We start from the raw sequence: 21,846 nt of genomic DNA, 5'->3' as shown, positions 1-21,846 counted from the left end.
CCTGCGGGGCGGCCGGGTCCGGGGTGCCAAAGAGGTCGTCGCCGCGATGGGTCATCAGAAATTCTCCTTCAGCCAGCGACCGATCCGGTTGACCGGCCCGAAGACGCCGCCCGCGCGCGGGGGCTCGTCGAGCATGGGACGCTCGACCTGGTCCTGAACGGCGTGGCTCACCAGCCCGGCGCAGGTGGCGAAGGCGGGGCCCGCCACGCTGTCCGCCAGCCCGCGCAGCCGCATGGGCCGCCCGGGCCGGACCTGTTTGTCCAGGATCTGCTCCGCCAGTTCCCGCATGCCGGGCATCTGGCTGGCGCCGCCGGTGAGCACCGCCCGCCGGCCGGCGACGCGATCCACGCCGGCGGCCTCCAGGTGCGCGCGCACCAGCTCCAGGGTTTCCTCCACCCGCGGCCGGATGATCTGCACCAGGTAGGACCGGGGGATCTCCTGCGACGGCTGGTCCTCGTCCTCGCCCACCAGGGGAACCCGCAGGATCTCCCGGCTGTCCGCCGGCGAGGCCAGGACGCCGCCGTACATGGTCTTGAGCCGCTCGGCGCTGGCCAGCGGCGTTGAGAGACCCTGGGCGATGTCGTTGGTCACGTGACCGCCGCCGACGGCGATCACCCCGACGTGGATCACGTGCCCGCCCAGGAACACGGCGACCGACGTGGTGCCGCCGCCCATGTCGATGACGGTGGCCCCCAGGTCGCGCTCGTCCTCCACCAGGCTCGCCAGACCGGCGGCGTAGGGCGCGGCCACGCGCCCGTCCACGTCCAGGCGGCAGCGCTCGATGACCGTGGTCAGGTTGCGCAGCGGGCCGCTGGCGGCGCTCACCAGATGGATGCGCGCGCCCAGCCGCTCGCCGTACATGCCGCGCGGGTCCAATACGTTATCCACGCCGTCCAGGCTGTAGCCCACGGGGATGCAGTGGATCAGCTCCCGGTCCGGGTCGCGCGGGTGCTGGCCGACGCAGGACAGCACGCGGCGCATGTCGGAATCGCGGACCTCGTGGCCCGAGACGTCCATCTCCACGTCGATGCGCTCGCTCTCCGGCGCGCCGCCGGTGACGGCGACCACCACACCGTCCACGCGCTCGCCGGCCATGTCCTCGGCGGACTCCAGCGCGTTGCGGATCGCCGCCTCGACCTCGTCGGGATTGGCCACGCGGCCGCCCCGCACCCCGCGCGAGCGGTGGTGGCCGATGCCCAGCACGCGCGGCACCCCGCCGTCGTCGTCGGCGCGGGCGATCAGGCAGGCGACCTTGGTCGTGCCCACGTCGAGCGCGGCGATCAGCCCCCCCCGCCGCTTGAGCGGGGTGGGGGCGCTTTCGCCCGAAGTGTCGCGGTCGGTGCGGCTGAACAGCAGCATCGTCGTCATGTATCCTGTGCAGGGCCGGAGACCGGCACGCGCCGGGCATCCGAGGGGGTCGAGGGCATGCCGGGCCCGGTTTCCAGCGGCACGCGCGGGCGCACCACCAGGCGATCGGGCAGACGCAGGTCCACCATGTCGATGTCGAGGGCGAGCAGCCGGCCCTCGCGGTTCAGTTCGGCCAGCCGCCGCCAGGCGACCAGCGGCTGTTGCTCGGGCAGACGGACGTCGATGGCGTCCGCCCCGAAGCTGTCAAGGTGCAGGGTCCAGCGTCGCCCGCCGACGAAGGTGGCGGCGCGCACCCGGCCCAGCAGGTCCGGCTCGGTGGCCAGCATGGCCAGCAGGCCGGGCACGGCGGGCGGGGCGTCCCGCCCCACGATCACGGGCAGGGCGCCGAAGGGGCTGGCGTCCACGTTCAGGGGTGTGCCCATGCGGTCGATCACGGCGTAGGTTTCGGGGGCGCGCTGCCACAGGGCCAGCGGCTCGCGCTCGGTCAGCACCACGTGGATGGCGTCGGGCAGGCGTCGCTCCACGCGCGCCGACAGCACCCAGGGCAGGGCCTCAACCCGCGCGCGGGCGGTCTGAGGATCGAAGTTCAGGATCGGCTCGCCCCGGCCGGTGCCCAGGGCGGCCAGCAGGCGGGCGCGGCCGGTGCGGGCCCGGCCCTCCACGGTGACCGAGCGCACCACCAGCCCGCCGCGCGAGGCGAACCGCTCCAGCGCGGCGGCGGTGGCGTCGATCTGGCGGCCGATCATGCCCGACTGCCAGACCCAGGCGGCGCCGGCCGAGACCGTCACCACGGCGACCAGCACGCCGGCCAGCCGCAGGGTGCGCCCCATGCCGGCCCAATCGGGACGACGCGACGCGGTGCGTCGCCGGCTGGTGGTGCTCCGGCCGCGTCCCTTGGTCGGGGCGGTGGTCTTCTTGCCGCGCGCCGGGGGCTTGGTCCCGCGCGGGCCCAGTCCTAGCCATCGCATGTCGCGGCCTCCACCATCCAGGCGCACAGCGCGGGAAACGGAATGCCCACATGGGCGGCCTGCTCCGGCACCAGGGACGTGGCCGTCATGCCGGGCTGGGTGTTGACCTCCAGCACGTACAGGGCCTCGCCGTCCAGGCGCAGGTCGGCGCGGCTCACCCCCCGGCAGCCGAGCGCCCGATGCGCCCGGGCCGACAGGTCCAGGCAGCGCGCGGCGATGCCCTCGGGCAGGTCCGCCGGCAGGATGTGCCGCGAGCCGCCGGTCACGTACTTGGCGTCGTAGTCGTAGAAGCCGCGCCGGGTGGTGATCTCGGTGATCGCCATGGGGCGGGCCTCGGCGCCCTCGCCCATGACCGAGACGGTCAGCTCGCGGCCGGGGATGAACTGCTCGACCATGGCGCGGCGGCCGAACGGCCAGTCCGTGCGCAGGTGCTCCGGCAGGTTGCTGTCCTCCAGCACCACGTAGACATCCACGCTGGAGCCCTCGTTGAGCGGCTTGATGACGTAGGGCCGGGCCATGGGCTCCGCCTGCGGATCGGCGAAGGCGTCCGGCCCGACGATGACGTCGGCGGCCACCGGGATGCCGGCGGCGGCGAAGGCGGCCTTGGCCGTGGGCTTGTCCATGGCCATGGCGCTGGCGAGCGCCCCGGAGTGCGTGTAGGGCAGCCCCAGAATGTCCAGGATGCCCTGGATGCGGCCGTCCTCGCCGAAGCGGCCGTGCAGGGCGTTGAACACCACCTCCGGGCCGGTCTCGCGCAGGGCGGTGACGAAGGCCACCGGATCGCGCGGCACGTCGAGGGTGGCGACGGTGTAGCCCTCGGCGGTCAGCGCCTTGGCGGCCGCCGCGCCGCTGTTCAGCGAGACGTCGCGCTCGGCGGAATAGCCGCCCATCAGAACGGTCACGCGGCGGCTCATGGCGTGCCTCCCTGGTCCGGGGCCGCGGGCTCGCCGATGATGCGGATCTCCCAGCGCAGGTCCACGCCGCTGGCGGCCTGAACGCGGCGGCGCACCTCCTCGCCCAGTTCCTCCAGGTCGGTGGCCGTGGCTCCGCCGGTGTTGAGCAGGAAGTTGCAGTGCTTCTCTGACACCTGGGCGCCGCCCCAGCGCAGGCCCCGGCAGCCGGCCCGGTCGATCAGTTCCCAGGCCTTGGCGTTCGGGGGATTGGCGAAGGTCGAGCCGCCCGTGCGACCGCGCACCGGCTGGCTGGAGGACCGCTCGCTCTGGATCGCGTCCATGCGCCGGGTGATATCGGCGGGGTGGTCGGGCCGGCCCTGGAGCACGGCGGAGACGAAGATCCAGTCCGTCGGCGCGCTGGTGTGGCGATAGGCCAGACCCAGGTCCTGGGCCGGCACCTCGAACAGGCGGCCGTCCCGGTCCACCGCGCGGACCGACACCAGGATGTCCTTCATCTCGCGGCTGTAGGCGCCGGCGTTCATGCGCAGGCCGCCGCCGATCGAACCCGGAATGCCGGAGAGGAACTCCAGCCCGCCCAGCCCGGCGTCGCGGGCCACCTTGGCCACGGTGGCGTCGAGCGCGGCGCAGCCGGCCTCGATGCGGTCGCCCTCCAGCACCCGCACATCGGCGAAGCCGCCGGCCAGCCGGACCACAACGCCGCGCACGCCGCCGTCGCGCACCAGCAGGTTGGAGCCCACCCCGATCACCGTGATCGGCACCGCGCGCGGAGTCTCCGCCAGGAAGGCCGCCAGATCCTCGGCGTCGGCGGGGCGGAACAGCACCTCGGCCGGGCCGCCGACCCGGAACCAGGTGACGGCCGCCAGCGCGGCGTCCGCCCGCAGGCGTCCGCGCACGGACGGCAGCCGTTGGATCAGGTGCCCCTCGGGCGCGGTGCGGGGAGCGATCATCATGCGCGCCCTTCCTCCGGAGCGCCCAGGGCCTCAAGCTGACCGGGCAGCGCGTTGGCCCAGGCGGAGATGGTGCCCGCGCCCAGGCACACAACCATGTCGCCGGGCCTGGCCAGGCGGGCGATCAGGGGCGCCAGCGCCTCCGGGCCGTCCAGCGGCGTGACCGTGCGCAGGCCCCGGGCGCGCAGGCCCTCCACCAGGGCGTCGCGGCCCACACCCTCGATGGGGGATTCCCCCGCCGCATGGACCGGCGCCACCACCACCTCGTCGGCGTCGTTGAAGCAGGTGCAGAAGTCCTCGAACAGCGCCTTCAGGCGGCTGTAGCGGTGCGGCTGGACCACGGCGATCACCCGGTGCTGGCCGACCACGTCGCGGGCGGCGTTCAGCACGGCCGCGATCTCGACCGGGTGGTGGCCGTAATCGTCGATGATCGACACGCCGTTGACCACGCCCGTGCGGGTGAAGCGCCGCCGCACGCCGCCGAAGCCGGCCAGACCCTGGCGGATGACGTCCGTCCCCAGGCCCATTTCGCGGCCGATGGCCACGGCGGCGAGGGCGTTCTGCACGTTGTGACGCCCGAACATGGGCAGGTGCATGTCCGCCAGCGTTTCCGTGGTGCCGCTGATGCGGTCGGTGGCGAACACGTCGAAGCGCCCGCCGTCCGGCCCCAGCCTCAGGTTGATGCCGCGGATGTCCGCCTGCGGGCTGAAGCCGTAGGTGACGATCTTGCGGTCCAGCACCTCGGGGATCAGCGACTGCACCTCGGCATGGTCGATGCACATGGCGGCGAAGCCGTAGAACGGCAGGTTCTGCACGAAGGTCTTGTAGGCGTCCCGCATGCGCTCGAACGAGCCGTAGAAGTCCAGGTGCTCGGGGTCCATGTTGGTGACCACGCCGATGGTCGCCGGCAGCTTGGTGAAGGTGCCGTCGCTCTCGTCGGCCTCCACCACCATCCAGTCGCCGTGACCCAGATAGGCGTTGGTGCCGCGTGCGTTGATGATGCCGCCGTTGATGACGGTGGGGTCGAGCCCCGCCGCTTCCAGGATGGCGGCCACCATGGACGTGGTGGTGGTCTTGCCGTGGGTGCCGCCGATGGCGACGGCCCACTTCAGGCGCATCAGCTCGCCCAGCATCTCGGCGCGGCGCACCACCGGCACCAGGCGGGCGCGGGCGGCGTCCACCTCCGGGTTGCCCGGCTTGACGGCCGAGGAGATCACGGCCACCTGCGCCTCGCCCAGGTTGGCGGCGTCGTGGCCGATGGCGATGGAAATCCCCAGGTCGCGCAGGCGCTTGACGTTGGCGTTCTCGGCGATGTCGCTGCCCTGGACGGCATAGCCCAGGTTGTGCAGCACCTCGGCGATGCCGCTCATGCCGATGCCGCCGATGCCCACGAAGTGGATGGGGCCGATGTCGAGGGGCAGGGCTCTCATGCGGCGGCCCTTTCCTTGCCATGGGTGGCGACGGAGAGCGCCAGATCGGCGAGGCGCTCGGCGGCGTCGGGGCGGCCCAGCGCGTGGGCGCGGGCGGCGGTGGCGGCCAGGGTGCCCGGCTCGGCCAGCAGGCCCGCCAGCCGCACCGACAGGGCGCCGGCGGTCAGCTCGGCCTGGGGCTCCAGCCAGCCGGCGCCGACGTCTTCCAGGGCGCGGGCGTTGGCGGTCTGGTGGTCGTCGGTGGCGTGCGGATACGGGATCAGCACCGCCGGGCGACCGGCGCAGGTCAGTTCCGCGACGGTCGAGGCCCCGGCCCGGCAGATCACCAGATGCGCGCTGGCCAGCCGCGCCGGGATGTCGTCGAAGAACGCTGCCGTCTCGGCCTCGATACCGGCGTCCGCATAGATCCCGCGGGCGCGCTCCAGGTCCTCGGGCCGGCACTGCTGGGCCACGCGCAGGCGGGCGCGCAGGTCGTCGGGCAGCCCCGCCAGCGCGGCCGGCACCAGATCGGTGAGCGCCCGCGCCCCCTGGCTGCCGCCGGTGACGAGCAGACGGATGGGGCCATCGCCGGTCGGCGCGGCATAGGGCACGTCGCGCACCGCCAGCGTGGCCGGGCGCACCGGGTTGCCCACGTGGCGGCCCTTGCCCTCGGGCAGGTGGCGCGTCTGCGGCAGGGCGGTGGCGATGGCGTCCACGCGGCCGGCGAACAGCCGGTTGGCGCGGCCCAGCACGCCGTTCTGCTCGTGGATCAGGATCGGCCGCCCGCGCCAGAGGGCCGCGGCCACGCCCGGCACCGCCGCATAGCCGCCGAAGCCGACCACCGCGTCCGGCTTCAGTTTGCCCATCAGCCGCCACGCCTGGAAGGCTCCCCGCGCCAGCCGGAACACGCCCCGGACGCGGCTCCGCGCGCTCAGGCCCGCGATGCCGCCGGCCGACAGCCGCCAGGTCTGCAACCGCCCCAGTGCGCCGCCGTGGCCCGCGCCCCGGTCGTCGGTCATGAACCCGAGCCGGCAGCCGCGCGCCTCCAGCACCGCCGCCAGCGCCTCGGCGGGAAACACGTGGCCGCCGGTGCCCCCGGCGGTGATGAGGATGAAGGGCGGTCCGGTCATCGCCGACGTCATGGCCGCTCCTCCGTCCGGCCGCGCCGGCGCGTCAGCGCCAGGATCATGCCCGTGGCCAGCGCCACGCCCACCATGGAGGAACCGCCGTAGCTCAGGAACGGCAGCGTCATGCCCTTGGTCGGCATCAGGTTCAGGCTGGAGGCCATGTTGATGATGGTCTGCATGGCGAGCTGGACCGACAGGCCGCCCACCGCCAGCATGATGAACAGGTCGCGGGTGTCCTGGGCGCGCACCAGGGCGCGGATGATGAGCCCCGCGAACAGCGCGACCACCAGCAGGCACAGCAGCAGGCCGAATTCCTCGCCCGCGACGGCGAAGATGAAGTCGGTGTGGGCGTCCGGCAGGTTCTCCTTGACCCGGCCCTCGCCGGGGCCACGCCCGAACAGGCCGCCCTCGGTGAACGCCTTCATGGACTGGATGATCTGGTAGTTGTCGCCGCTCTCCGGGTCCAGGAAGCGGTCCACGCGGTAGGACACGTGCGGGAACAGGAAATAGGCGGCGACCACGCCGGCCAGTCCCAGCACCGCGATCAGCCCCACCCACACCAGGGACAGCCCGGCCATGAACACCTGGGCGCACCAGATGGCGGCGATGACCAGGGTCATGCCCACGTCCGGCTGGCTGAGCAGCAGGCCGGCCACGACCACGGCCAGCCCCATGGAGATGGCGAGGCCCGGCACTTCCTCCGACTGGGCCCCGGCGGCCAGCATCCAGGCCACCACGACGGCGAAGAAGGGCTTGACGATCTCGGACGGCTGCAGCGTGAAGCCGGCCAGGGTCAACCAGCGGGTGGCGCCGTTGATCTCCGGCCCGATCAGGGGGGTGAGGGCGAGCAGGCCCAGCATGCCGCCGAACCCGATCACGGCGAGCCGTCGCACGCCCCGGGGGGACAGCAGCGAGACCGCGAACAGCAGCACCAGGCCCAGCGGCACGAACACCATCTGGCGGCGCACGAAGTGGAAGATCTGGGCGTCGATGCGCTGCGCGGCGGGTGGACCGGCGGCCAGGATCAGCACCACGCCGATGATCGCCAGCAGCGCGACCGTGACCAGCATCAGATGATCGACCGAGCCCCACCAGCGCCCGATGACGCTGCCGTCGCCCGCGCGGTAGCGCAGCCGGCGCGCCGGACCGCCCGTGCCCGCCGAGGGGGCGGGCGGCGGCGCCAGGCCGCCGCCGGGGGCGGCGCTCGCCGGGGTCATGTCGGGGCGGCGGCGCACGCTCATGGCCGCACCTCGCCGGTGTCCTCGTCCTGGTCCTCGTCGTCGTCGTCGTCGTATGCGTCCGCGTCGTCCTCCTCCAGGTCCTCGATCTCCGCCTCGGCATCGGCCGCCAACTCGGCCACCAGCGCCTTGAAGGCATCACCGCGCGCCTCGAAGTCCTTGAACTGGTCGAACGATGCGCAGGCCGGGGAGAGCAGCACGACGGGCGCCTCCTCCTCGTCATCCAGGGCGTGCTGGAAGGCCAGATCCACGGCCGCATCCAGCGTGCCGCACATCGAGACGGGCACGTCCCGGGCCTCCAGGAAGTCGCCGAACGCCTCCGCCGCCTCGCCGATCAGATAGGCGTGGACGATGCGGTCCAGGTGCGGTTCCAGGCGGTCGATGCCGCCCGCCTTGGGCTGGCCGCCGGCGATCCAGTAGATGTCCTCGTGACACAGGATGGCCTTTTCCGCCGCCTCGGCGTTGGTGGCCTTGCTGTCGTTGACGAACAGCACGCCATCGACGGTGGCCACGGTCTCGTGACGGTGGGCGAGGCCCGGGAAGGTGCGCAGCGCCTGGGCGATGACCCCCGGTGCGACACCCCGGGCGCGGCAGGCGGCATAGGCGGCGGCCGCGTTCTGCCAGTTGTGTTCGCCGGCCAGGGCGGGCAGCCCGGTCAGGTCCAGCACCTTGGCCGCCTTGCCGTCGATGTCGTCCACCAGCACGCCGTCCTTGGCGCACACCCCGCCCGGCGCGGCCCGTCCGGCGGCGAACGGGATCAGGTCGCGGCTGTCCTGCCGGGTCATCTCGGCGTGCATGTTGCGGCAGATGGTGTCGTCCAGCCCGATGCAGACCCTGCGGGGCGGCATCACGCCCTCGAAGATCCGGCGCTTGGCGGCGATGTAGCCTTCCATGCCGCCGTGCCGGTCCAGGTGATCGGGGGTGACGTTGAGCAGCACCGCCACGTCGCAGACCAGCGAGGGCACCAGTTCAAGCTGATAGCTCGACAGCTCCAGCACATAGGTCCCGAAGGGCGACACCGGCTCCAGGTCCAGGGCGGGCGCGCCCAGATTGCCGCCCACCTGCGGCGCCTGGCCGGCGTGGCGCAGGATGTGGCCGATCAGGCTGGTGGTGGTGGACTTGCCGTTGGTGCCGGTGACGCCGACGTAGAAGGCCGCCGTGCGGGCGCGCACCAGAAGTTCGATGTCGCAGACCAGCGGCACCCCGGCGTCGCGCAGGCGGTTGGCCACGGGATGGGACTTCGGGGAGGTGTGGGGGATGCCCGGGCTCCAGGCCGCCACCCGCACGCCCGACAGATCCGCCGTGGTCAGGTCGGCCAGCGGGATGCCGGCCTCTTCGGCGGCGGCGCGCCGGTCCGGGGCGTCGTCCCACGCCATCACCTTGGCGCCGCCCGCCATCAGCGCGCGCGCGGTCGCCAGACCGGACCTTCCCAGGCCCATGACGGCGACCGGCTCCAGAGCGAAGGTGTAGACGGGAATCACGGCGGGGACCTCCGAGGGTTCAGCGAAGCTTGAGGGTGGACAGGCCGATCAGCGCCAGAATCATGGCGATGATCCAGAAGCGGATGACGATGGTGGGTTCGGCCCACCCCTTCTTCTCGAAATGGTGGTGCAGCGGCGCCATCCGGAACACCCGCTTGCCGGTGAGCTTGAAGCTGGCGACCTGGACGATCACCGAGATCGTTTCCAGCACGAACAGCCCGCCGACGATGGCCAGCACGATCTCGTGCTTGGTGACCACGGCGATGGCGCCCAGCGCGCCGCCCATGGCCAGCGAGCCGGTGTCGCCCATGAACACCATGGCCGGCGGGGCGTTGAACCAGAGGAATCCGATGCCGGCCCCGATCAGGGCGCCCAGGAACACGGCCAGTTCGCCGGTGCCGGGGACGTGGTGGATCTGCAGGTAGTTCGAGAACACCGCGTTGCCGACCAGATAGGCGATCAGCGTGAACACCCCGGCGGCGATGATGACGGGCACGATGGCCAGCCCGTCCAGGCCGTCGGTCAGGTTGACCGCGTTGGACGCCCCCACCATCACGAACACCGCGAAGGCGATGTAGACCCAGCCCAGGTCGATCAGCAGGTCCTTGAGGAACGGAAACGCAAGGCTGGTGTTGTCCGAGGGATCGCCCAGCCAGACGATCCAGATGCCCACCAGGGTCGCCAGTCCCACCTGCCCGATCAGCTTGGAGCGGCCCGGCAGGCCGCCGTGGTGGCGCCGGGTGACCTTCAGGTAGTCGTCGGCGAACCCGAGGCCGCCGTAGCCCAGCGTCAGCACCAGCACGGCCCAGACGTAGCCGCTGGACAGATCCGCCCACAGGAGGGTGCCGGCCGCGACCCCCAGCAGCATCATGACCCCGCCCATGGTCGGCGTGCCCTGCTTGGTCAGCAGGTGGCTTTCGGGGCCGTCGTCGCGGATGGGCTGGCCGTTGGTCTGCCGGCTGCGCAGCCACCGGATGATGCGCGGGCCGAACACGAACGCCACCAGCAGCGCGGTCATGACCGCGCCGCCGGTGCGGAACGTCAGATAGCGGAAGACGTTCAGCGCGCCGAACTGGTCCGAAAACTGGGCGAGGTAATACAGCATCTACGGTGTGTTCCGGTGTCAGTCGTCTGTTCAATCGGGAGCGGCCGAGGTCAGGCCGCGCTGTCGTCCTTTGGTGTGTCGGCGGCGTTCGCCGGATTCAGGATGGCCTGCACCACCGTGCTCATGCGGCTGCCGAGCGAGCCCTTGACCATGACCACGTCGCCGGGCCGCAGGGCCGCCGCCACCCGGGGCGCCAGATCGGCGGCCGAGGCGGCGTGACCGCCGCGCAGTCTCTCCGGCAGGATGGCGTCCAGATGGCCCATCAGCGGCCCGGCCGTGAACACGGTGTCGATCCGGTGGTCCGTGAGGGCCGCCGCCAGACCCGCGTGCAGCGCGGGGCCGGCTTCGCCCAGTTCCAGCATGTCGCCCAGCACCGCGATGCGGCGCCCGGTCTTGCCCGGGCGGACCATGGCCAGCGTGCCCAGGGCGGCGCGCACCGCCGCCGGGCTGGCGTTGTAGCTCTCGTCGATCAGGTGCGCGGTGCCGCCGGGCACGACGACATCCTGGCGGGCCCCCCGCCCCTTCGGCGGGCGGACCCGACCGAGCCCACCCAGGCACGCCACCGGATCGACGCCCAGGGCCTGCACGGCGGCGATCACGGCCAGACTGTTGACGGCCCAGTGCCGGCCGTCCGCGCCCAGGCGGTAGCCCAGCGGCGCGCCGTCGGAGATCATGAACACCCGCACGTTGCCCGGGTCCAGGGCCACGTCCAGCAGGCGGGCGGTGGACTCCACATGATCGCCGAAGCCGACCGTTTTCCCCGCGCCCGCCGCCAGCGCGGCCCGGCGCAGGCGGCGATAATGGCGGCTGTCGCGCGGCAGGATGGCGGTCCCGCCGGTGGCGAGGCCCTCGAACATCTCGGCCTTGGCGTCGGCGATGGCCTCTTCCGAGCCCAGATGCTCGATATGCGCCGGGGCAATGGCGGTGATGACCGCCACGTCGGGGCGCGCCATCCGGGACAGGGGCGCGATCTCGCCGGCGTGGTTCATGCCCATCTCGATGACGGCGAAACGGCTGTCGGCCGGCATCCGGGCCAGCGTCAGCGGAACACCCCAGTGGTTGTTGAGATTGCCCTGGGTGGCGTGCGTCGGGCCCAGGGACGCCAGGGCCAGGGCCAGCATTTCCTTGGTGCCGGTCTTGCCGACGCTGCCGGTGACGCCGACCACGCGCACGTCCCGGGCGCGCGAGCGGGCGAAGCGGCCGAGCCCCTCCAGCGCCGCCATGGTGTCCTCGACCACCAGCAGGCGGGCGGGATCGATGCCGGAGGCGCCATCCTCCGGCGCGCGCGAGACCACGGCGGCGGCGGCCCCGGTCTCCAGCGCGGCGGCCACGAAGTCGTGCCCGTCGAAGCTGGGGCCCTGGAGCGCGACGAACAGGTCGCCCGGCTGCGCGGTCCGGCTGTCGATGGAGACCCCGGACGCGCGCCAGTTCCCGTCCGTGCGCCCGCCGGTGGCGCGCACGGCCTCCGCCGCTGTCCACAGCGGCGCCGGCGGATCGGCCTTGGCGGCGGCGGACGGCGTCATGACGCGGTCTCCCGGTTGAGGCGGGCGGCGACGGCGGCCCGGGCCTGGGCCGCGTCGTCGAAGGGCAGCACCCGGTCCCCCACGGTCTGGCCCGGCTCGTGACCCTTGCCGGCCAGCACCAGCACGTCGCCGGGGGCCAGCATGTCCACGCCGGCCTGGATGGCGGCGGCGCGGTCGCCGATCTCGATCCCGCCCGGACAGGCGGCCAGGATGGCGGCGCGGATGGCGGCCGGGTCCTCGGTGCGCGGGTTGTCGTCGGTGACGATGGCGACATCGGCCAGGCGTGCGGCGATGTCGCCCATCTCCGGACGCTTGGAGGTGTCGCGGTCGCCGCCGCAGCCGAACACGCAGATCAGGCGGCCGGCGGCATGGGGGCGCAGGCCCCGCAGCACCGTCTCCAGGGCGTCGGGCGTGTGGGCGTAGTCCACCAACACCGGCGCGCCGTCGGGCAGGGCGGCCACCGTCTGCATGCGGCCGGGCACGCCCGCCAGCGTCTCCAGCGCGCGGGCCGCGACCACCGGATCGGCGCCGCTGGCGATCACCAGCCCCAGCGCGGCGAGCGCGTTCATGGCCTGGAACAGCCCCGGCACGGGCAGATGCACCGCGACCCGCTGGCCGAGCACGGTCAGGCGCAGATCCTGGCCGCCGGCGGTGGGGCGGGCGTCGTCCAGGCGCAGGTCCTCGCCGGCGCGGCCGTAGGTCATCACGCCCACCGAGCGCGCCGCGCAGGCCCGGGCCAGGGCGGCGCTCTGGGGCGAGTCCGCGTTGAGCACGGCGGTGCCGCCCGGGGCCATCACCTCGGTGAACAGGCGGGTCTTGGCGGCGCGGTAGGCCGCCATGGAGCCGTGATAGTCCAGGTGGTCGTGGGTCAGGTTGGTGAAGGCCGCCGCCGCCACCCGCACGCCGTCCAGCCGGAACTGGTCGAGGCCGTGGCTCGACGCCTCCATGGCCAGCCGGTCGCAGCCCGCCGCCGCCATGCCCGCCAGAATCTCGTGCAGCAGCACCGGGTCCGGCGTGGTCAGGGCGCCCGGCCGCTCAAAGCCCGTGGCGCTGGCGCCCAGGGTGCCCAGGCTGCCGCCCGCATGGCCCAGCGCGCGCCACAGGGCGGCGGTGAACAGCGCGGTGGAGGTCTTGCCGTTCGTGCCGGTGATCGCCGCCACGGTTTCGGGCTGCCGGCCGTGGAACCGCGCCGCCATGCGGGCGAAGGCCTTGCGCGGGTTGTCGTGGGTGATGAGGCGCGCCGGGCCCTCCAGCGGCGGGGTGCCGTCCGGGGCCAGCACCGCCACCGCGCCGTTCGCCAGCGCCTCGGGGATGAAGGCGCGGCCGTCGGCGCGCCGCCCCGGCAGGGCCGCGAACAGGGACCCCGGCGCGACCGCGCGCGAATCCGCCGTCAGCCCGGAGATGTCCGGGCCGTCGGGGGCGCGCGCGGGGGCGGTGATGTCGGGGCCGCCGGTCATGATCGGGTCACTCTCTCCGTGTCGGGTGTCGGGGTTGGTCGGGACGGCGTCCCCGGGTGCGTCCGGGATCGCCGACAGAAGCTCACTGAGGCGCACGGTCCCGTCCTCCGGTCCCGCCGCCCGCCGCCGTGGCGAGCCGCACCTCGGTCGTCGGGTCGGGGGCCGGGCCGCGCGGCCGCACACCCAGGATGGGCGCGACGCGGGCGATGATCGCGCCCACCGTCGGGGCCGCGTTCCAGCCCGCCGTCGCGAAGCCGTGGGTTTCCTTGATGCCCTGGGGCTCGTCCAGCATGGCCAGGACCACGTAACGCGGGTTGTCCATCGGGAAGGCCGCCACGAACGAGGGCATCAGCGCCTTGCGCCGGTAGCCGCCGTCGCCGCTCTTCTCCGCCGTGCCGGTCTTGCCGCCGACCAGATAGCCCGGCACGTCGGCCTTGCCGCCGGTGCCCTCGGTCACGACCATCCGCATCAGCCCGCGCATGGCCTGGGCCGTGGCGGGAGCCAGCACCCGGCGCCCGGGCGGGGGCGCGTCGGGATCCTGCCGCAGCAGCGTGGCCGGCCGGTATTCGCCGCCGTTGACCAGGGGCGCGATGGCGTTGGCTAGATGCACCGGGGTGACCGCAACGCCGTGGCCGTAGGAAATCGTCACGGTGTTGATGGGCCGCCAGGGCTCGGGATAGAGCGGCGCCCCCGCCTCCGGCAACTCGATGGACAAGGGCGACAGCAGACCCAGGCGGTCCAGGAACGCCTTCTGGGCCGGGCCGCCCACCTTCAGGGCCATCTGGGCCGAGCCGATGTTGGAGGAATGCACCAGGATTTCCGCCACCGTCAGCCAGCGGGCCTCGGCGTGGTAGTCGTTGATGGTGAACCCGGCCATGCGCAGGGGCTTGGTGGCGTCGAAGCCGTCGGTGGGGCGGAAGCCGCCCACCTCCATGCCGAGCGCGGTGTTCAGCAGCTTGAACGTGCTTCCCATCTCATAGACACCCAGCGTCGCGCGGTTGAAGCGCGCGTCGGCCGGGGCGTGACCGTAGGCCTCGGGGGCGTAGTCGGGCAGGCTGACCATGGCCAGCAGCTCGCCGGTCTTCACGTCCATCACCAGCCCGACGCCGGCGATGGCGCTGAAGCGGTCCACGGCCTCCGCCAGCACGTCGCGCACGGCGTGCTGCACGCGCACGTCGAGCGACAGGCGCACGGGCCGCATGTCGGCGTTGAGACGGTCGTGGAACGCCCGCTCGATGCCGGCGATGCCCCGGTTGTCCACGTCGGTGGCGCCCAGCACGTGGGCGGCGAGATGCCCCTGCGGATAGACGCGGCGCTCGGCGGGCTCGAACTCCAGCCCCGGCAGGCCCAGGCGCAGGACCGCGTCCTGCTGCGTGGGCGTCAGGTGGCGGCGCAGGTAGATGAACCGCCGCCCGGAGGCCAGCCGCTTGCGGGTGGTGGCGTAGTCCAGGTCGGGCAGCACGTCCAGCAGGCGCCGGGCGGCTTCGTCCGGGTCCAGCACGGCCTGGGCGTCGGCGTACAGATGGGCGGTGGGCAGATTGGTGGCCAGGACCACGCCGTTGCGGTCCACGATGTCCGCGCGGTGCACCACGGCCTCGGCCACGGGGCCGGCCTGGGCGGCGCGGGCCGCCGCCTCGCCGCCGTTGAGCGCCATCAGGTCCACCAGCCGCCCCGCGATGACACAGAAGGCGATCGCGAACATGGCGGCCGTGATGGCCAGCCGGTTGCGGCCGACCTCGACCGCCGCCTTGGCCTGACCCTCCACGCTCAACTGGACGCGCGCCGGCTGGCGCGGCCGGTCGCCCGGCAGCGCCCCGATCTCGGCGCCCGGATAGAGGAACGGGGCGCGATCCTTCTGGCGGCGGAACAGGGTGGGGATCATGGCTCCGTCCTCATGGTCGCGGCGTCCGCGAGCACCGTCGGCTTCTCGCCGGGCAGCGGGATGGCGTGGGTGGTGCCCGGATAGAGCACCCGGGGTGGCCGCACCGGGTCGAAGGGCAGGGCGGCGCCGGCCTGATCGACCGCCGGCGGGCGCGGCCGCAGCGGGATGGCGTCGAGCACGGTCATGCGCTCCGGTCCCACCGGCACCAGGTCCAGGTGACGTCCCACCAGCCGGTCCAGCGCGTCGGGCTCGTTCAGGTAGCTCCACTCGGCGCGCAGGACATGAATGGCGCGGCGATCGGCCTCGATGTCCTCGGTCACGCGCTCAAGTTTGCCCTCCAGCGCGATGACCTCGTACTTGAGCAGGAACAGGCCGGTGGCTGCCGCCACCGCCAGCACGCCCCACAGGGCGGCGGTGCCGCGAATGGTCATGGCGGTCCTCCCTGCGTCGAAGGGGCCTCGGTGCGTTCGGCCACGCGCAGCCGGGCCGAGCGGGCGCGCGGGTTGGCGGCCACCTCGGCTTCGCCCGGCCGCAGCGCCTTGCGCCCGATGGCGCGGAAGGGGGGCGCGGCGGGACCGCCCCCGGCGTCGTTGGCCGCCGCCGGCAGGTGGCGCGACGGATTGGGCCGGTCGCCGGTCCGGTCGCGCAGGAACGTCTTGACCAGCCGGTCTTCCAGCGAATGGAAGCTGACCACGGCCAGCCGTCCGCCCGGGCCGAGCAGGCGCTCGGCTGCCGCCAGCCCGGCTTTCAGCTCGCCCAGCTCGTCGTTCACGTGCAGCCGCAGCGCCTGGAAGGTGCGGGTCGCCGGGTCGATGCCGTCCCGGGCCTGCTGGCGCGCGGCGCCCGGGATGGCGGCCCGCACCACCGCGGCCAGCCGGCCGGTGCGCTGGATGGGGGCCTCGGTGCGGGCGGCCACGATGGCCCGGGCCACGCGGCGGGCGTACCGTTCCTCGCCCAGGGTGGCGATGATGCGGCACAGGTCCGCCTCGTCGGCCTCGTTCACCAGATCGGCGGCGGAGGGCCCATCCGATCCCATGCGCATGTCCAGCGGCCCGTCCGCCTGGAACGAGAAGCCGCGCGCCGCATCGTCGATCTGCAGCGACGACACCCCGATGTCGAGCGCGACGCCATCGACCCCGGCCACGCCCTCGGCCGCGAGCAGGCGGTCCATGGCGCCGAAGCGGCCGGGCACCAGCCGCAGGCGCCCAGGGTGCTCCGCCGCCAGCGCGTCGGCCAGCGGCACCACCACCGGGTCGCGGTCGATGGCCCAAACCGTGCAGGTGGGCGAAGCCGCCAGGATAGCGCGCGTATAGCCGCCGGCGCCGAAGGTGCCGTCCACGTAGACACCGCCGTCGCGCACGGCCAGGGCCGCGACGACCTCGGCCGCCATGACGGACACATGAGCGGGGGGCGTGGTCACGGGACTCATGCCGGCGCCTCCCCTCGTCCGATGGTGTGGCCGCCGCCCGCCCCGGGCGCCAGCGCCGGCCCCCGGGGCGGCGCCTTGCGGGCGCGCTCCAGGAGCTGCTGTTTCTTCCGCATCTGCGCAGCCGGCTCCCAGATCTGGAACGTGGGCCCCTTGCCCACGAACGCGGCCTGGTCGGTAATCCCGGCATGTTCCATGAACTCGCGCGGCAGCACGATGCGTCCCGTCTGGTCGTAGGGCAGTTGCTGGCTCGACCCGAACACCAACTCGGTGATCTCGTCCAGGTCGGGCGAGAACGTGGGCTGCTGCTGCAGGCTGGCGCTCAGCCGGTCCAGGAAGTCCATGCCGCACCCCTCGATGCAGGGGTCCGTGAACGACGGGTACAGAACCACGCCCTGGAACTCCTGATCCTTCAGGGCCGTGCGAAAGGCTGCCGGGACGGAAACCCGCCCCTTGCTGTCCACCTTGTTGGTGACTGTGGACAGGAACAGCCCCATGGCCGTCCACCTTTCGTTCCGTCTGTGTCGTCCGGTTTCTGTGTTCCCGGGCCGCTCTCCGTCATGGAAGGACCGCGTCCAGCAACCCCGCTGGGTTCAGTTGGTATCGCATGGGAAATCATGGGCGTCAATGCCTTGAAGGCTACTCATCATGGGACGCCAAAACAGCGGCAGGCCGGCACAAGATATTGAGAAAGAAAATGAGAGAATAAGGGCAACACACTGGTATCCCCACCGGAATCAAGAGTCGCCTCGACTCCTGTCCAAAGTTTGTTCGCTCTATGTTCTTATCGGGGTTTTGCGGGGTCCCGCATGGGATGGCATGGGACGAAGCCCTTGCGCGCGGCCGGTCCGAGGGCCTTTTTTGGGCCCCCATGGGGGGCGGCGCGCCGGCCCATGAAACGGGCGCGTCCGGGGCATCGCCGAACGGGTTCAGGGGGACGTCCCATGCCGTCCCATGCCGTCCCCAGCGGGTCGGCAACGGGACTCGGGGCTGAGAGTCGGCCCCCTGAATTCCGGCTCCGCGAGTCGCCCTTGGGTCGGTCAGCCTTGCGCCAGATAGTCCGGCCGGAAGCGCAGGGACCGGCGCACGGTCCGCCCCTCGGTGTCCAGCAGGTCCATCTCCACCGCCGGGTCGGCCCGCATGGCGTCGCGCGAGGCTAGGTGCAGCACGCCCACCCGGTGGTGGGGGATCTCGGCCTCGACGAAGGCGCCGGTCTCGGCGCACACGCGCGGGACATCCAGATAGTTGCAGGCGTGCGGCATGATCGACACCGGCAGGCCGTCCAGATGAACGGCCATGACGATGGCCATCTGGTTCGACCCGAAGATGCGGCCCTTGCGGACCAGACGGCTCATGTTGGCCTGGATGACCGGCCAATGGGGCGAGTCCCCCGCCAGCGCGAACACCCCGTTGTTGAACGGCCGCACGCGGGCCAGCCGCCGCGTCTCGGTCGCGCTCAGACCGGCGCGGCGGGCGTGCTTCATGCAGTAGGTGCGGCCCAGGAACCAGCCGCCCAGGTGGCTGCGGATGTCCACCCCGATGGGCGACGTCGGCATGTCGTCGTAGCCCACCGCCAGCCCGCTGCGGGCCACCCCGGCCAGCAGCCAGTCGATGGCGGTGGGATCGCAGACCCAGGCGTCGGCGTCGATCCAGATGTACGTGTCGTAGCCGGGGAAGTAATCGCGGGTATAGAGCTTGTTGACCCGCGCCATCAGCCAGTGCCGGTCGCCGGCGCGCCGCCCGGCGGCGTCGATGTTCCAGGATCCGTCGGCCACGTTCTCGACGGTCGGGCGCATCCGCTCCAGCACCGCCGGGCTCATGCCGGTGGAGATCAGCGACAGGTCGATGCCGTCCAGCGCCCGGTGGGCCCGGACCGAGGCGATCAACTCGGCCGCCAGCGGCGCATAGCCGTCGTCGGCTCCGGTGACGATGGTGACGCGCCCCCGGCGGGCGGCGGCGACGGTGGCGGACTCGGATGGGGCGGCGGGATCGGCGTGCGGCATGGCGGGCGGGCGTCCTGATGGCAAGGGCGCGCCACATTGGCGGTTCGGCCGCGCCATCTCAAGCGTGAGGCGGCCAAAAAACGCCTCGGGACCGCACGGCAAAAGGCCCCGGACCCGCGTTGGCGGATCCGGGGCCCGGCTCAGGGTCGGGAGGGTGATCCGGGGATCACTCCTCGATGACCAGATCGCCCAGGTAGGGGAAGTTCATGACGTTGACCACGTCTTCGATGTGCACGCCCTCGCGCGCGGCCCAGGCCAGGTTCTGCCAGTGCAGCGGCATGAACGCGGCGTCCTCGTGCAGGATCTTCTCGACCTCCTGCAGGACCTTGGCGCGCTCCTCCAGATCCACCATGGACTGCGACTGGATGATGAGCTCGTCCACGCGCGGGTTGGAGTAGTTGCCCGAATTGTACTGGCCATAGCCGGTTTCGGGGTTCGGGGTCATCAGCAGGAACTCGGTGTAGTTGGCCGAGTCCTCGGTGTCCGGATGCCAGCCGATCATCATCATGTCGGCGGCGCGCTCGTCGAACTTGGGCCAGTACTGGGCCTTGGGCATCGTGGTCAGATCGACCGTGATGTTGATCCGGGCCAGCATGGCGGCGACCGCCTCGGCGATCTTGGCGTCGTTCACGTAGCGATTGTTGGGCGCCATCATGGTGATGGAGAAGCCATCGGCGTAGCCCGCCTCTTCCATCAGGGCCTTGGCGGCCTCCAGGTCATAGCGCGGTTCCAGCTCGGGCACGTGGCCGGCCTGACCGGGCGCGCTCTGCTGGGCGGCGACCGTGGCGAAGCCCTTCATGATCTTGTCCACGATGCCTTCGTTGTTGACGGCGTGGACGATGGCCTGCCGCACGCGCACGTCCTGGAACGCCTCGACCCGCTTCTGGTTCATCTGGAAGGTGATGATGCGGGTGCCCGGCATGGTGACCAGGTTCACGTCGTCCTCGCTCCGCAGCCGCTCCAGGTCGGTCGGCGGCACCGGCGCGATGAAGTCCACGCCGCCGGACAGCAGCGAGGCCACGCGGGTCGGGGCTTCCTTGATCGGCGTGAAGATGATTTCGGTGACGTTGCCCGGGGACTCCGTGTCCCAGTATTCGGGGAAGCGGTCGAACTCGACGCGCACGCCCTGCTCGCGCGAGCGCACCACGAACGGGCCGGTGCCCGACTCGTTGGTGGACGCGAAGGTGTTGCCGTGCTTGACGATGGCGTCCTTGGGCTCGCCGTTTTCGTCGGTGCCGGTATAGAAGGCCTTGTCCATGGGGAAGATGTAGGTCGCCATGGTCAGGACCAGCGGATAGGGCTCCTTGGTGATGAGATCGACGGTGTGCTCATCGACCACCTTCGCGCCCTCGAACGGCTCGAACAGGCCCTTGAAGTCCGGGCTCTGCTTCAGGCGCTCGACGGTAAAGGCCACATCCTCGGCCGTGAAGGCGTTGCCGCTGTGGAACGTCACGCCCTCGCGCAGATGGAAGCGCATGGTGCGCTCGTCGATCTGCTCCCAGCTCTCGGCCAGGCGGGGTTCATACTCCAGGTCCTTGGTGAAGCGGACCAGCGGGTCGAACACCATGTGCGAGAGCTGCAGCGTGCCGCCGGAAAGCTGTTCGTGCGGGTCGAGCGAGACCGGATCGGCGTCGTAGGCCATGCGCAAGGTCTCGGCCTTGGCCGGCGCCACGGGGGCGATGCCGGTTCCGAAGGCCACCGTGCACGCCACGAGCGCGCCGACGGTGGCTTTCGTGAAGGAAAACGTCATGCCTGTTCACTCCTTCGTGGGTCACGACTTGGGTGACGGGGGGGCGGCCTCGATCGATCTCCGAGGGATCGGCAGGCGGCCCGGCTGCGGCATTGTGGAACAGCCGGGGCGTGCGTGGGAAGGGGGGTGGCGCGACGGTGGGCAGAAAACCGGAGTCCGGCGGTCGGACCCTGGCCCCGGATGCGGGGTCATGCCCGCTCCGGCGACTCCGGCGGGGCGGCGTCGGCGGCGTCGGCGTCGGTGTCCTCTCGCCGGGCCTCGGTGCCGGGCGGCGTGGTGCGGACCAGATAGGGGTCCTGGCCGGCGATGCGGGCGTGGGTGTCGGACAGCAGTTCCAGCACGAAGCCGAAGCCGACCAGCATCAGCGCCGCCAGACCCGCGCCCATGGAGACGAAGAACAACGGCCGCTGGGTCATCGGCGTGCCGAAGACCACCCGCTCGACGCCGATCCAGACGAAAGCCAACAGAGCGATCAGGATCGTGACCAGGCTGACGCGGCCGAACAGGTAGATCGGCCGGGCCTTGAAGCTGGCCTGGAACCAGAGCATCAGAATGTCGAACAGCACGTCCACGGCGCGGCCCAGGCCGTACTTGCTGGTCCCGGCGAAGCGCGCGTCGGCCAGCACATCCACCTCGCCGATGGAGCCGCCCATCAGGTGCACGAGCGCCGGCAGCAGGCGGTGCTGCCCGGCCCGCAGGCGCAGCTTGCGCGCCACGTCGCCGCGCAGACACTTGAAGCCGCCCATGTCGCGCGCGGGGCACCCGGTGGTCGCCCGCAGCATGGCGTTGGCGGCGCGGCTGGGCAGCAGGCGCCAGACCGCGCTTTCCGGTCGGCCGGTGCGCCGGCCCGAAACCAGATCGAACCCCTTGCGGGTCTCGGTGACCAACAGGGGGATATCCTCCGGCCGGTTCTGCAGGTCGGCGTCCATGACCACGACGATCTCGCCGCGCGCCACGCGGAAGCCGGCGGACAGCGCCGCCCACTGGCCGGTGTTGCGGGTCAGGAAATGAGGGCGCAGGCGCGGCTCGCGCGCCGCAAGGTCCGCCAGCAGGGCGTTGGTGCCGTCGGTGGACCCGTCGCTGACGGCCACGATCTCCCAGGTCTCGCCCATGCCGTCCAGGGCCGCCGCGGTGCGCCGGTGGAACTCGGGCACGCAGTCGGCCTCGTTGTACATGGGCACAACAATGGAGATCGCAGGGGGCGCGACGGCGGCGGAACGGTCTGGCATGGCGGCGGCGGCGACCCAA

General features: G+C 72.3%; 18 protein-coding genes. All 18 read right to left on the bottom strand.

Annotated features, from left to right (window positions below; genetic code table 11):
- Positions 1-54: 54 nt before the first annotated feature.
- Positions 55-1,359 carry a cell division protein FtsA gene (ftsA, locus tag GHC57_RS09460; protein ID WP_246152234.1) on the bottom strand — a complete coding sequence of 435 codons (1,305 nt, stop codon included), beginning with the start codon at positions 1,357-1,359 and terminating at the stop codon, positions 55-57.
- 5 nt (positions 1,360-1,364) lie between these two features.
- The gene (locus GHC57_RS09455) at positions 1,365-2,336 is read right to left on the bottom strand and encodes a cell division protein FtsQ/DivIB (RefSeq protein WP_153343513.1); all 972 of its coding nucleotides are present in this window, start codon (positions 2,334-2,336) and stop codon (positions 1,365-1,367) included.
- On the bottom strand, positions 2,324-3,250 hold the full coding sequence (locus GHC57_RS09450; RefSeq protein ID WP_153343511.1) for a D-alanine--D-alanine ligase: 927 nt from the start codon (positions 3,248-3,250) through the stop codon (positions 2,324-2,326). Before GHC57_RS09450 ends, GHC57_RS09455 begins: the two co-directional genes overlap by 13 nt.
- Positions 3,247-4,200, bottom strand: coding sequence for a UDP-N-acetylmuramate dehydrogenase (gene murB / locus GHC57_RS09445; RefSeq protein WP_153343509.1), 954 nt, complete (start codon positions 4,198-4,200; stop codon positions 3,247-3,249). The genes GHC57_RS09450 and murB overlap by 4 nt, the downstream gene beginning before the upstream one ends.
- Positions 4,197-5,627: a UDP-N-acetylmuramate--L-alanine ligase gene (murC, locus tag GHC57_RS09440; RefSeq protein ID WP_153343507.1), complete on the bottom strand. Its 1,431-nt coding sequence runs from the start codon at positions 5,625-5,627 to the stop codon at positions 4,197-4,199. Before murC ends, murB begins: the two co-directional genes overlap by 4 nt.
- Positions 5,624-6,748: an undecaprenyldiphospho-muramoylpentapeptide beta-N-acetylglucosaminyltransferase gene (gene murG, locus GHC57_RS09435; RefSeq protein WP_153343505.1), complete on the bottom strand. Its 1,125-nt coding sequence runs from the start codon at positions 6,746-6,748 to the stop codon at positions 5,624-5,626. Before murG ends, murC begins: the two co-directional genes overlap by 4 nt.
- Positions 6,745-7,974 (bottom strand): FtsW/RodA/SpoVE family cell cycle protein, encoded by a 1,230-nt coding sequence (locus tag GHC57_RS09430; protein ID WP_246152233.1) that lies wholly within the window; start codon positions 7,972-7,974, stop codon positions 6,745-6,747. Before GHC57_RS09430 ends, murG begins: the two co-directional genes overlap by 4 nt.
- The gene (gene murD / locus GHC57_RS09425) at positions 7,971-9,452 is read right to left on the bottom strand and encodes a UDP-N-acetylmuramoyl-L-alanine--D-glutamate ligase (RefSeq protein WP_343031148.1); all 1,482 of its coding nucleotides are present in this window, start codon (positions 9,450-9,452) and stop codon (positions 7,971-7,973) included. Before murD ends, GHC57_RS09430 begins: the two co-directional genes overlap by 4 nt.
- 19 nt (positions 9,453-9,471) lie before the next feature.
- A complete protein-coding gene (gene mraY, locus GHC57_RS09420; protein WP_153343503.1) occupies positions 9,472-10,557 on the bottom strand; it encodes a phospho-N-acetylmuramoyl-pentapeptide-transferase in 1,086 nt (361 codons plus the stop codon).
- Between the two features lie 50 nt (positions 10,558-10,607).
- On the bottom strand, positions 10,608-12,080 hold the full coding sequence (locus tag GHC57_RS09415; RefSeq protein ID WP_153343501.1) for a UDP-N-acetylmuramoyl-tripeptide--D-alanyl-D-alanine ligase: 1,473 nt from the start codon (positions 12,078-12,080) through the stop codon (positions 10,608-10,610).
- On the bottom strand, positions 12,077-13,537 hold the full coding sequence (locus GHC57_RS09410; protein ID WP_153343551.1) for a UDP-N-acetylmuramoyl-L-alanyl-D-glutamate--2,6-diaminopimelate ligase: 1,461 nt from the start codon (positions 13,535-13,537) through the stop codon (positions 12,077-12,079). Before GHC57_RS09410 ends, GHC57_RS09415 begins: the two co-directional genes overlap by 4 nt.
- Before the next feature lie 82 nt (positions 13,538-13,619).
- A complete protein-coding gene (locus GHC57_RS09405; protein WP_153343499.1) occupies positions 13,620-15,419 on the bottom strand; it encodes a peptidoglycan D,D-transpeptidase FtsI family protein in 1,800 nt (599 codons plus the stop codon).
- The gene (gene ftsL / locus GHC57_RS09400; protein ID WP_153343497.1) at positions 15,416-15,850 is read right to left on the bottom strand and encodes a cell division protein FtsL; all 435 of its coding nucleotides are present in this window, start codon (positions 15,848-15,850) and stop codon (positions 15,416-15,418) included. Before ftsL ends, GHC57_RS09405 begins: the two co-directional genes overlap by 4 nt.
- Positions 15,847-16,848 (bottom strand): 16S rRNA (cytosine(1402)-N(4))-methyltransferase RsmH, encoded by a 1,002-nt coding sequence (gene rsmH, locus GHC57_RS09395; protein WP_153343495.1) that lies wholly within the window; start codon positions 16,846-16,848, stop codon positions 15,847-15,849. Before rsmH ends, ftsL begins: the two co-directional genes overlap by 4 nt.
- The gene (locus GHC57_RS09390; protein WP_153343549.1) at positions 16,845-17,342 is read right to left on the bottom strand and encodes a division/cell wall cluster transcriptional repressor MraZ; all 498 of its coding nucleotides are present in this window, start codon (positions 17,340-17,342) and stop codon (positions 16,845-16,847) included. Before GHC57_RS09390 ends, rsmH begins: the two co-directional genes overlap by 4 nt.
- A gap of 543 nt (positions 17,343-17,885) precedes the next feature.
- On the bottom strand, positions 17,886-18,848 hold the full coding sequence (locus GHC57_RS09385; RefSeq protein WP_153343493.1) for a glycosyltransferase family protein: 963 nt from the start codon (positions 18,846-18,848) through the stop codon (positions 17,886-17,888).
- A 166-nt stretch (positions 18,849-19,014) separates the two neighbouring features.
- Positions 19,015-20,598, bottom strand: a complete 1,584-nt coding sequence (locus GHC57_RS09380; RefSeq protein ID WP_153343491.1) for an ABC transporter substrate-binding protein — start codon at positions 20,596-20,598, stop codon at positions 19,015-19,017.
- 188 nt (positions 20,599-20,786) lie between these two features.
- Positions 20,787-21,827 (bottom strand): glycosyltransferase family 2 protein, encoded by a 1,041-nt coding sequence (locus GHC57_RS09375; protein WP_153343489.1) that lies wholly within the window; start codon positions 21,825-21,827, stop codon positions 20,787-20,789.
- Positions 21,828-21,846: the final 19 nt, after the last annotated feature.

Origin of the sequence: Roseospira navarrensis, assembly GCF_009601025.1 — a bacterium.
In the GTDB taxonomy this organism is placed as follows: domain Bacteria; phylum Pseudomonadota; class Alphaproteobacteria; order Rhodospirillales; family Rhodospirillaceae; genus Rhodospira; species Rhodospira navarrensis.
This window is presented reverse-complemented; position numbering and strand designations above follow the sequence as displayed.

Bases quoted from the DNA above. Each gene is read 5' to 3' on its own strand.
- murC (WP_153343507.1), bottom strand. From the start codon at position 5,627: ATGAGAGCCCTGCCCCTCGACATCGGCCCCATCCACTTCGTGGGCATC.
- ftsA (WP_246152234.1), bottom strand. From the start codon at position 1,359: ATGCTGCTGTTCAGCCGCACCGACCGCGACACTTCGGGCGAAAGCGCC.
- murG (WP_153343505.1), bottom strand. From the start codon at position 6,748: ATGACGTCGGCGATGACCGGACCGCCCTTCATCCTCATCACCGCCGGG.
- mraY (WP_153343503.1), bottom strand. From the start codon at position 10,557: ATGCTGTATTACCTCGCCCAGTTTTCGGACCAGTTCGGCGCGCTGAAC.
- GHC57_RS09375 (WP_153343489.1), bottom strand. From the start codon at position 21,827: ATGCCAGACCGTTCCGCCGCCGTCGCGCCCCCTGCGATCTCCATTGTT.
- GHC57_RS09410 (WP_153343551.1), bottom strand. From the start codon at position 13,537: ATGACCGGCGGCCCCGACATCACCGCCCCCGCGCGCGCCCCCGACGGC.
- GHC57_RS09415 (WP_153343501.1), bottom strand. From the start codon at position 12,080: ATGACGCCGTCCGCCGCCGCCAAGGCCGATCCGCCGGCGCCGCTGTGG.
- GHC57_RS09380 (WP_153343491.1), bottom strand. From the start codon at position 20,598: ATGACGTTTTCCTTCACGAAAGCCACCGTCGGCGCGCTCGTGGCGTGC.
- GHC57_RS09405 (WP_153343499.1), bottom strand. From the start codon at position 15,419: ATGATCCCCACCCTGTTCCGCCGCCAGAAGGATCGCGCCCCGTTCCTC.
- GHC57_RS09385 (WP_153343493.1), bottom strand. From the start codon at position 18,848: ATGCCGCACGCCGATCCCGCCGCCCCATCCGAGTCCGCCACCGTCGCC.
- GHC57_RS09390 (WP_153343549.1), bottom strand. From the start codon at position 17,342: ATGGGGCTGTTCCTGTCCACAGTCACCAACAAGGTGGACAGCAAGGGG.
- rsmH (WP_153343495.1), bottom strand. From the start codon at position 16,848: ATGAGTCCCGTGACCACGCCCCCCGCTCATGTGTCCGTCATGGCGGCC.
- murB (WP_153343509.1), bottom strand. From the start codon at position 4,200: ATGATGATCGCTCCCCGCACCGCGCCCGAGGGGCACCTGATCCAACGG.
- ftsL (WP_153343497.1), bottom strand. From the start codon at position 15,850: ATGACCATTCGCGGCACCGCCGCCCTGTGGGGCGTGCTGGCGGTGGCG.
- GHC57_RS09430 (WP_246152233.1), bottom strand. From the start codon at position 7,974: ATGAGCGTGCGCCGCCGCCCCGACATGACCCCGGCGAGCGCCGCCCCC.
- GHC57_RS09450 (WP_153343511.1), bottom strand. From the start codon at position 3,250: ATGAGCCGCCGCGTGACCGTTCTGATGGGCGGCTATTCCGCCGAGCGC.
- GHC57_RS09455 (WP_153343513.1), bottom strand. From the start codon at position 2,336: ATGCGATGGCTAGGACTGGGCCCGCGCGGGACCAAGCCCCCGGCGCGC.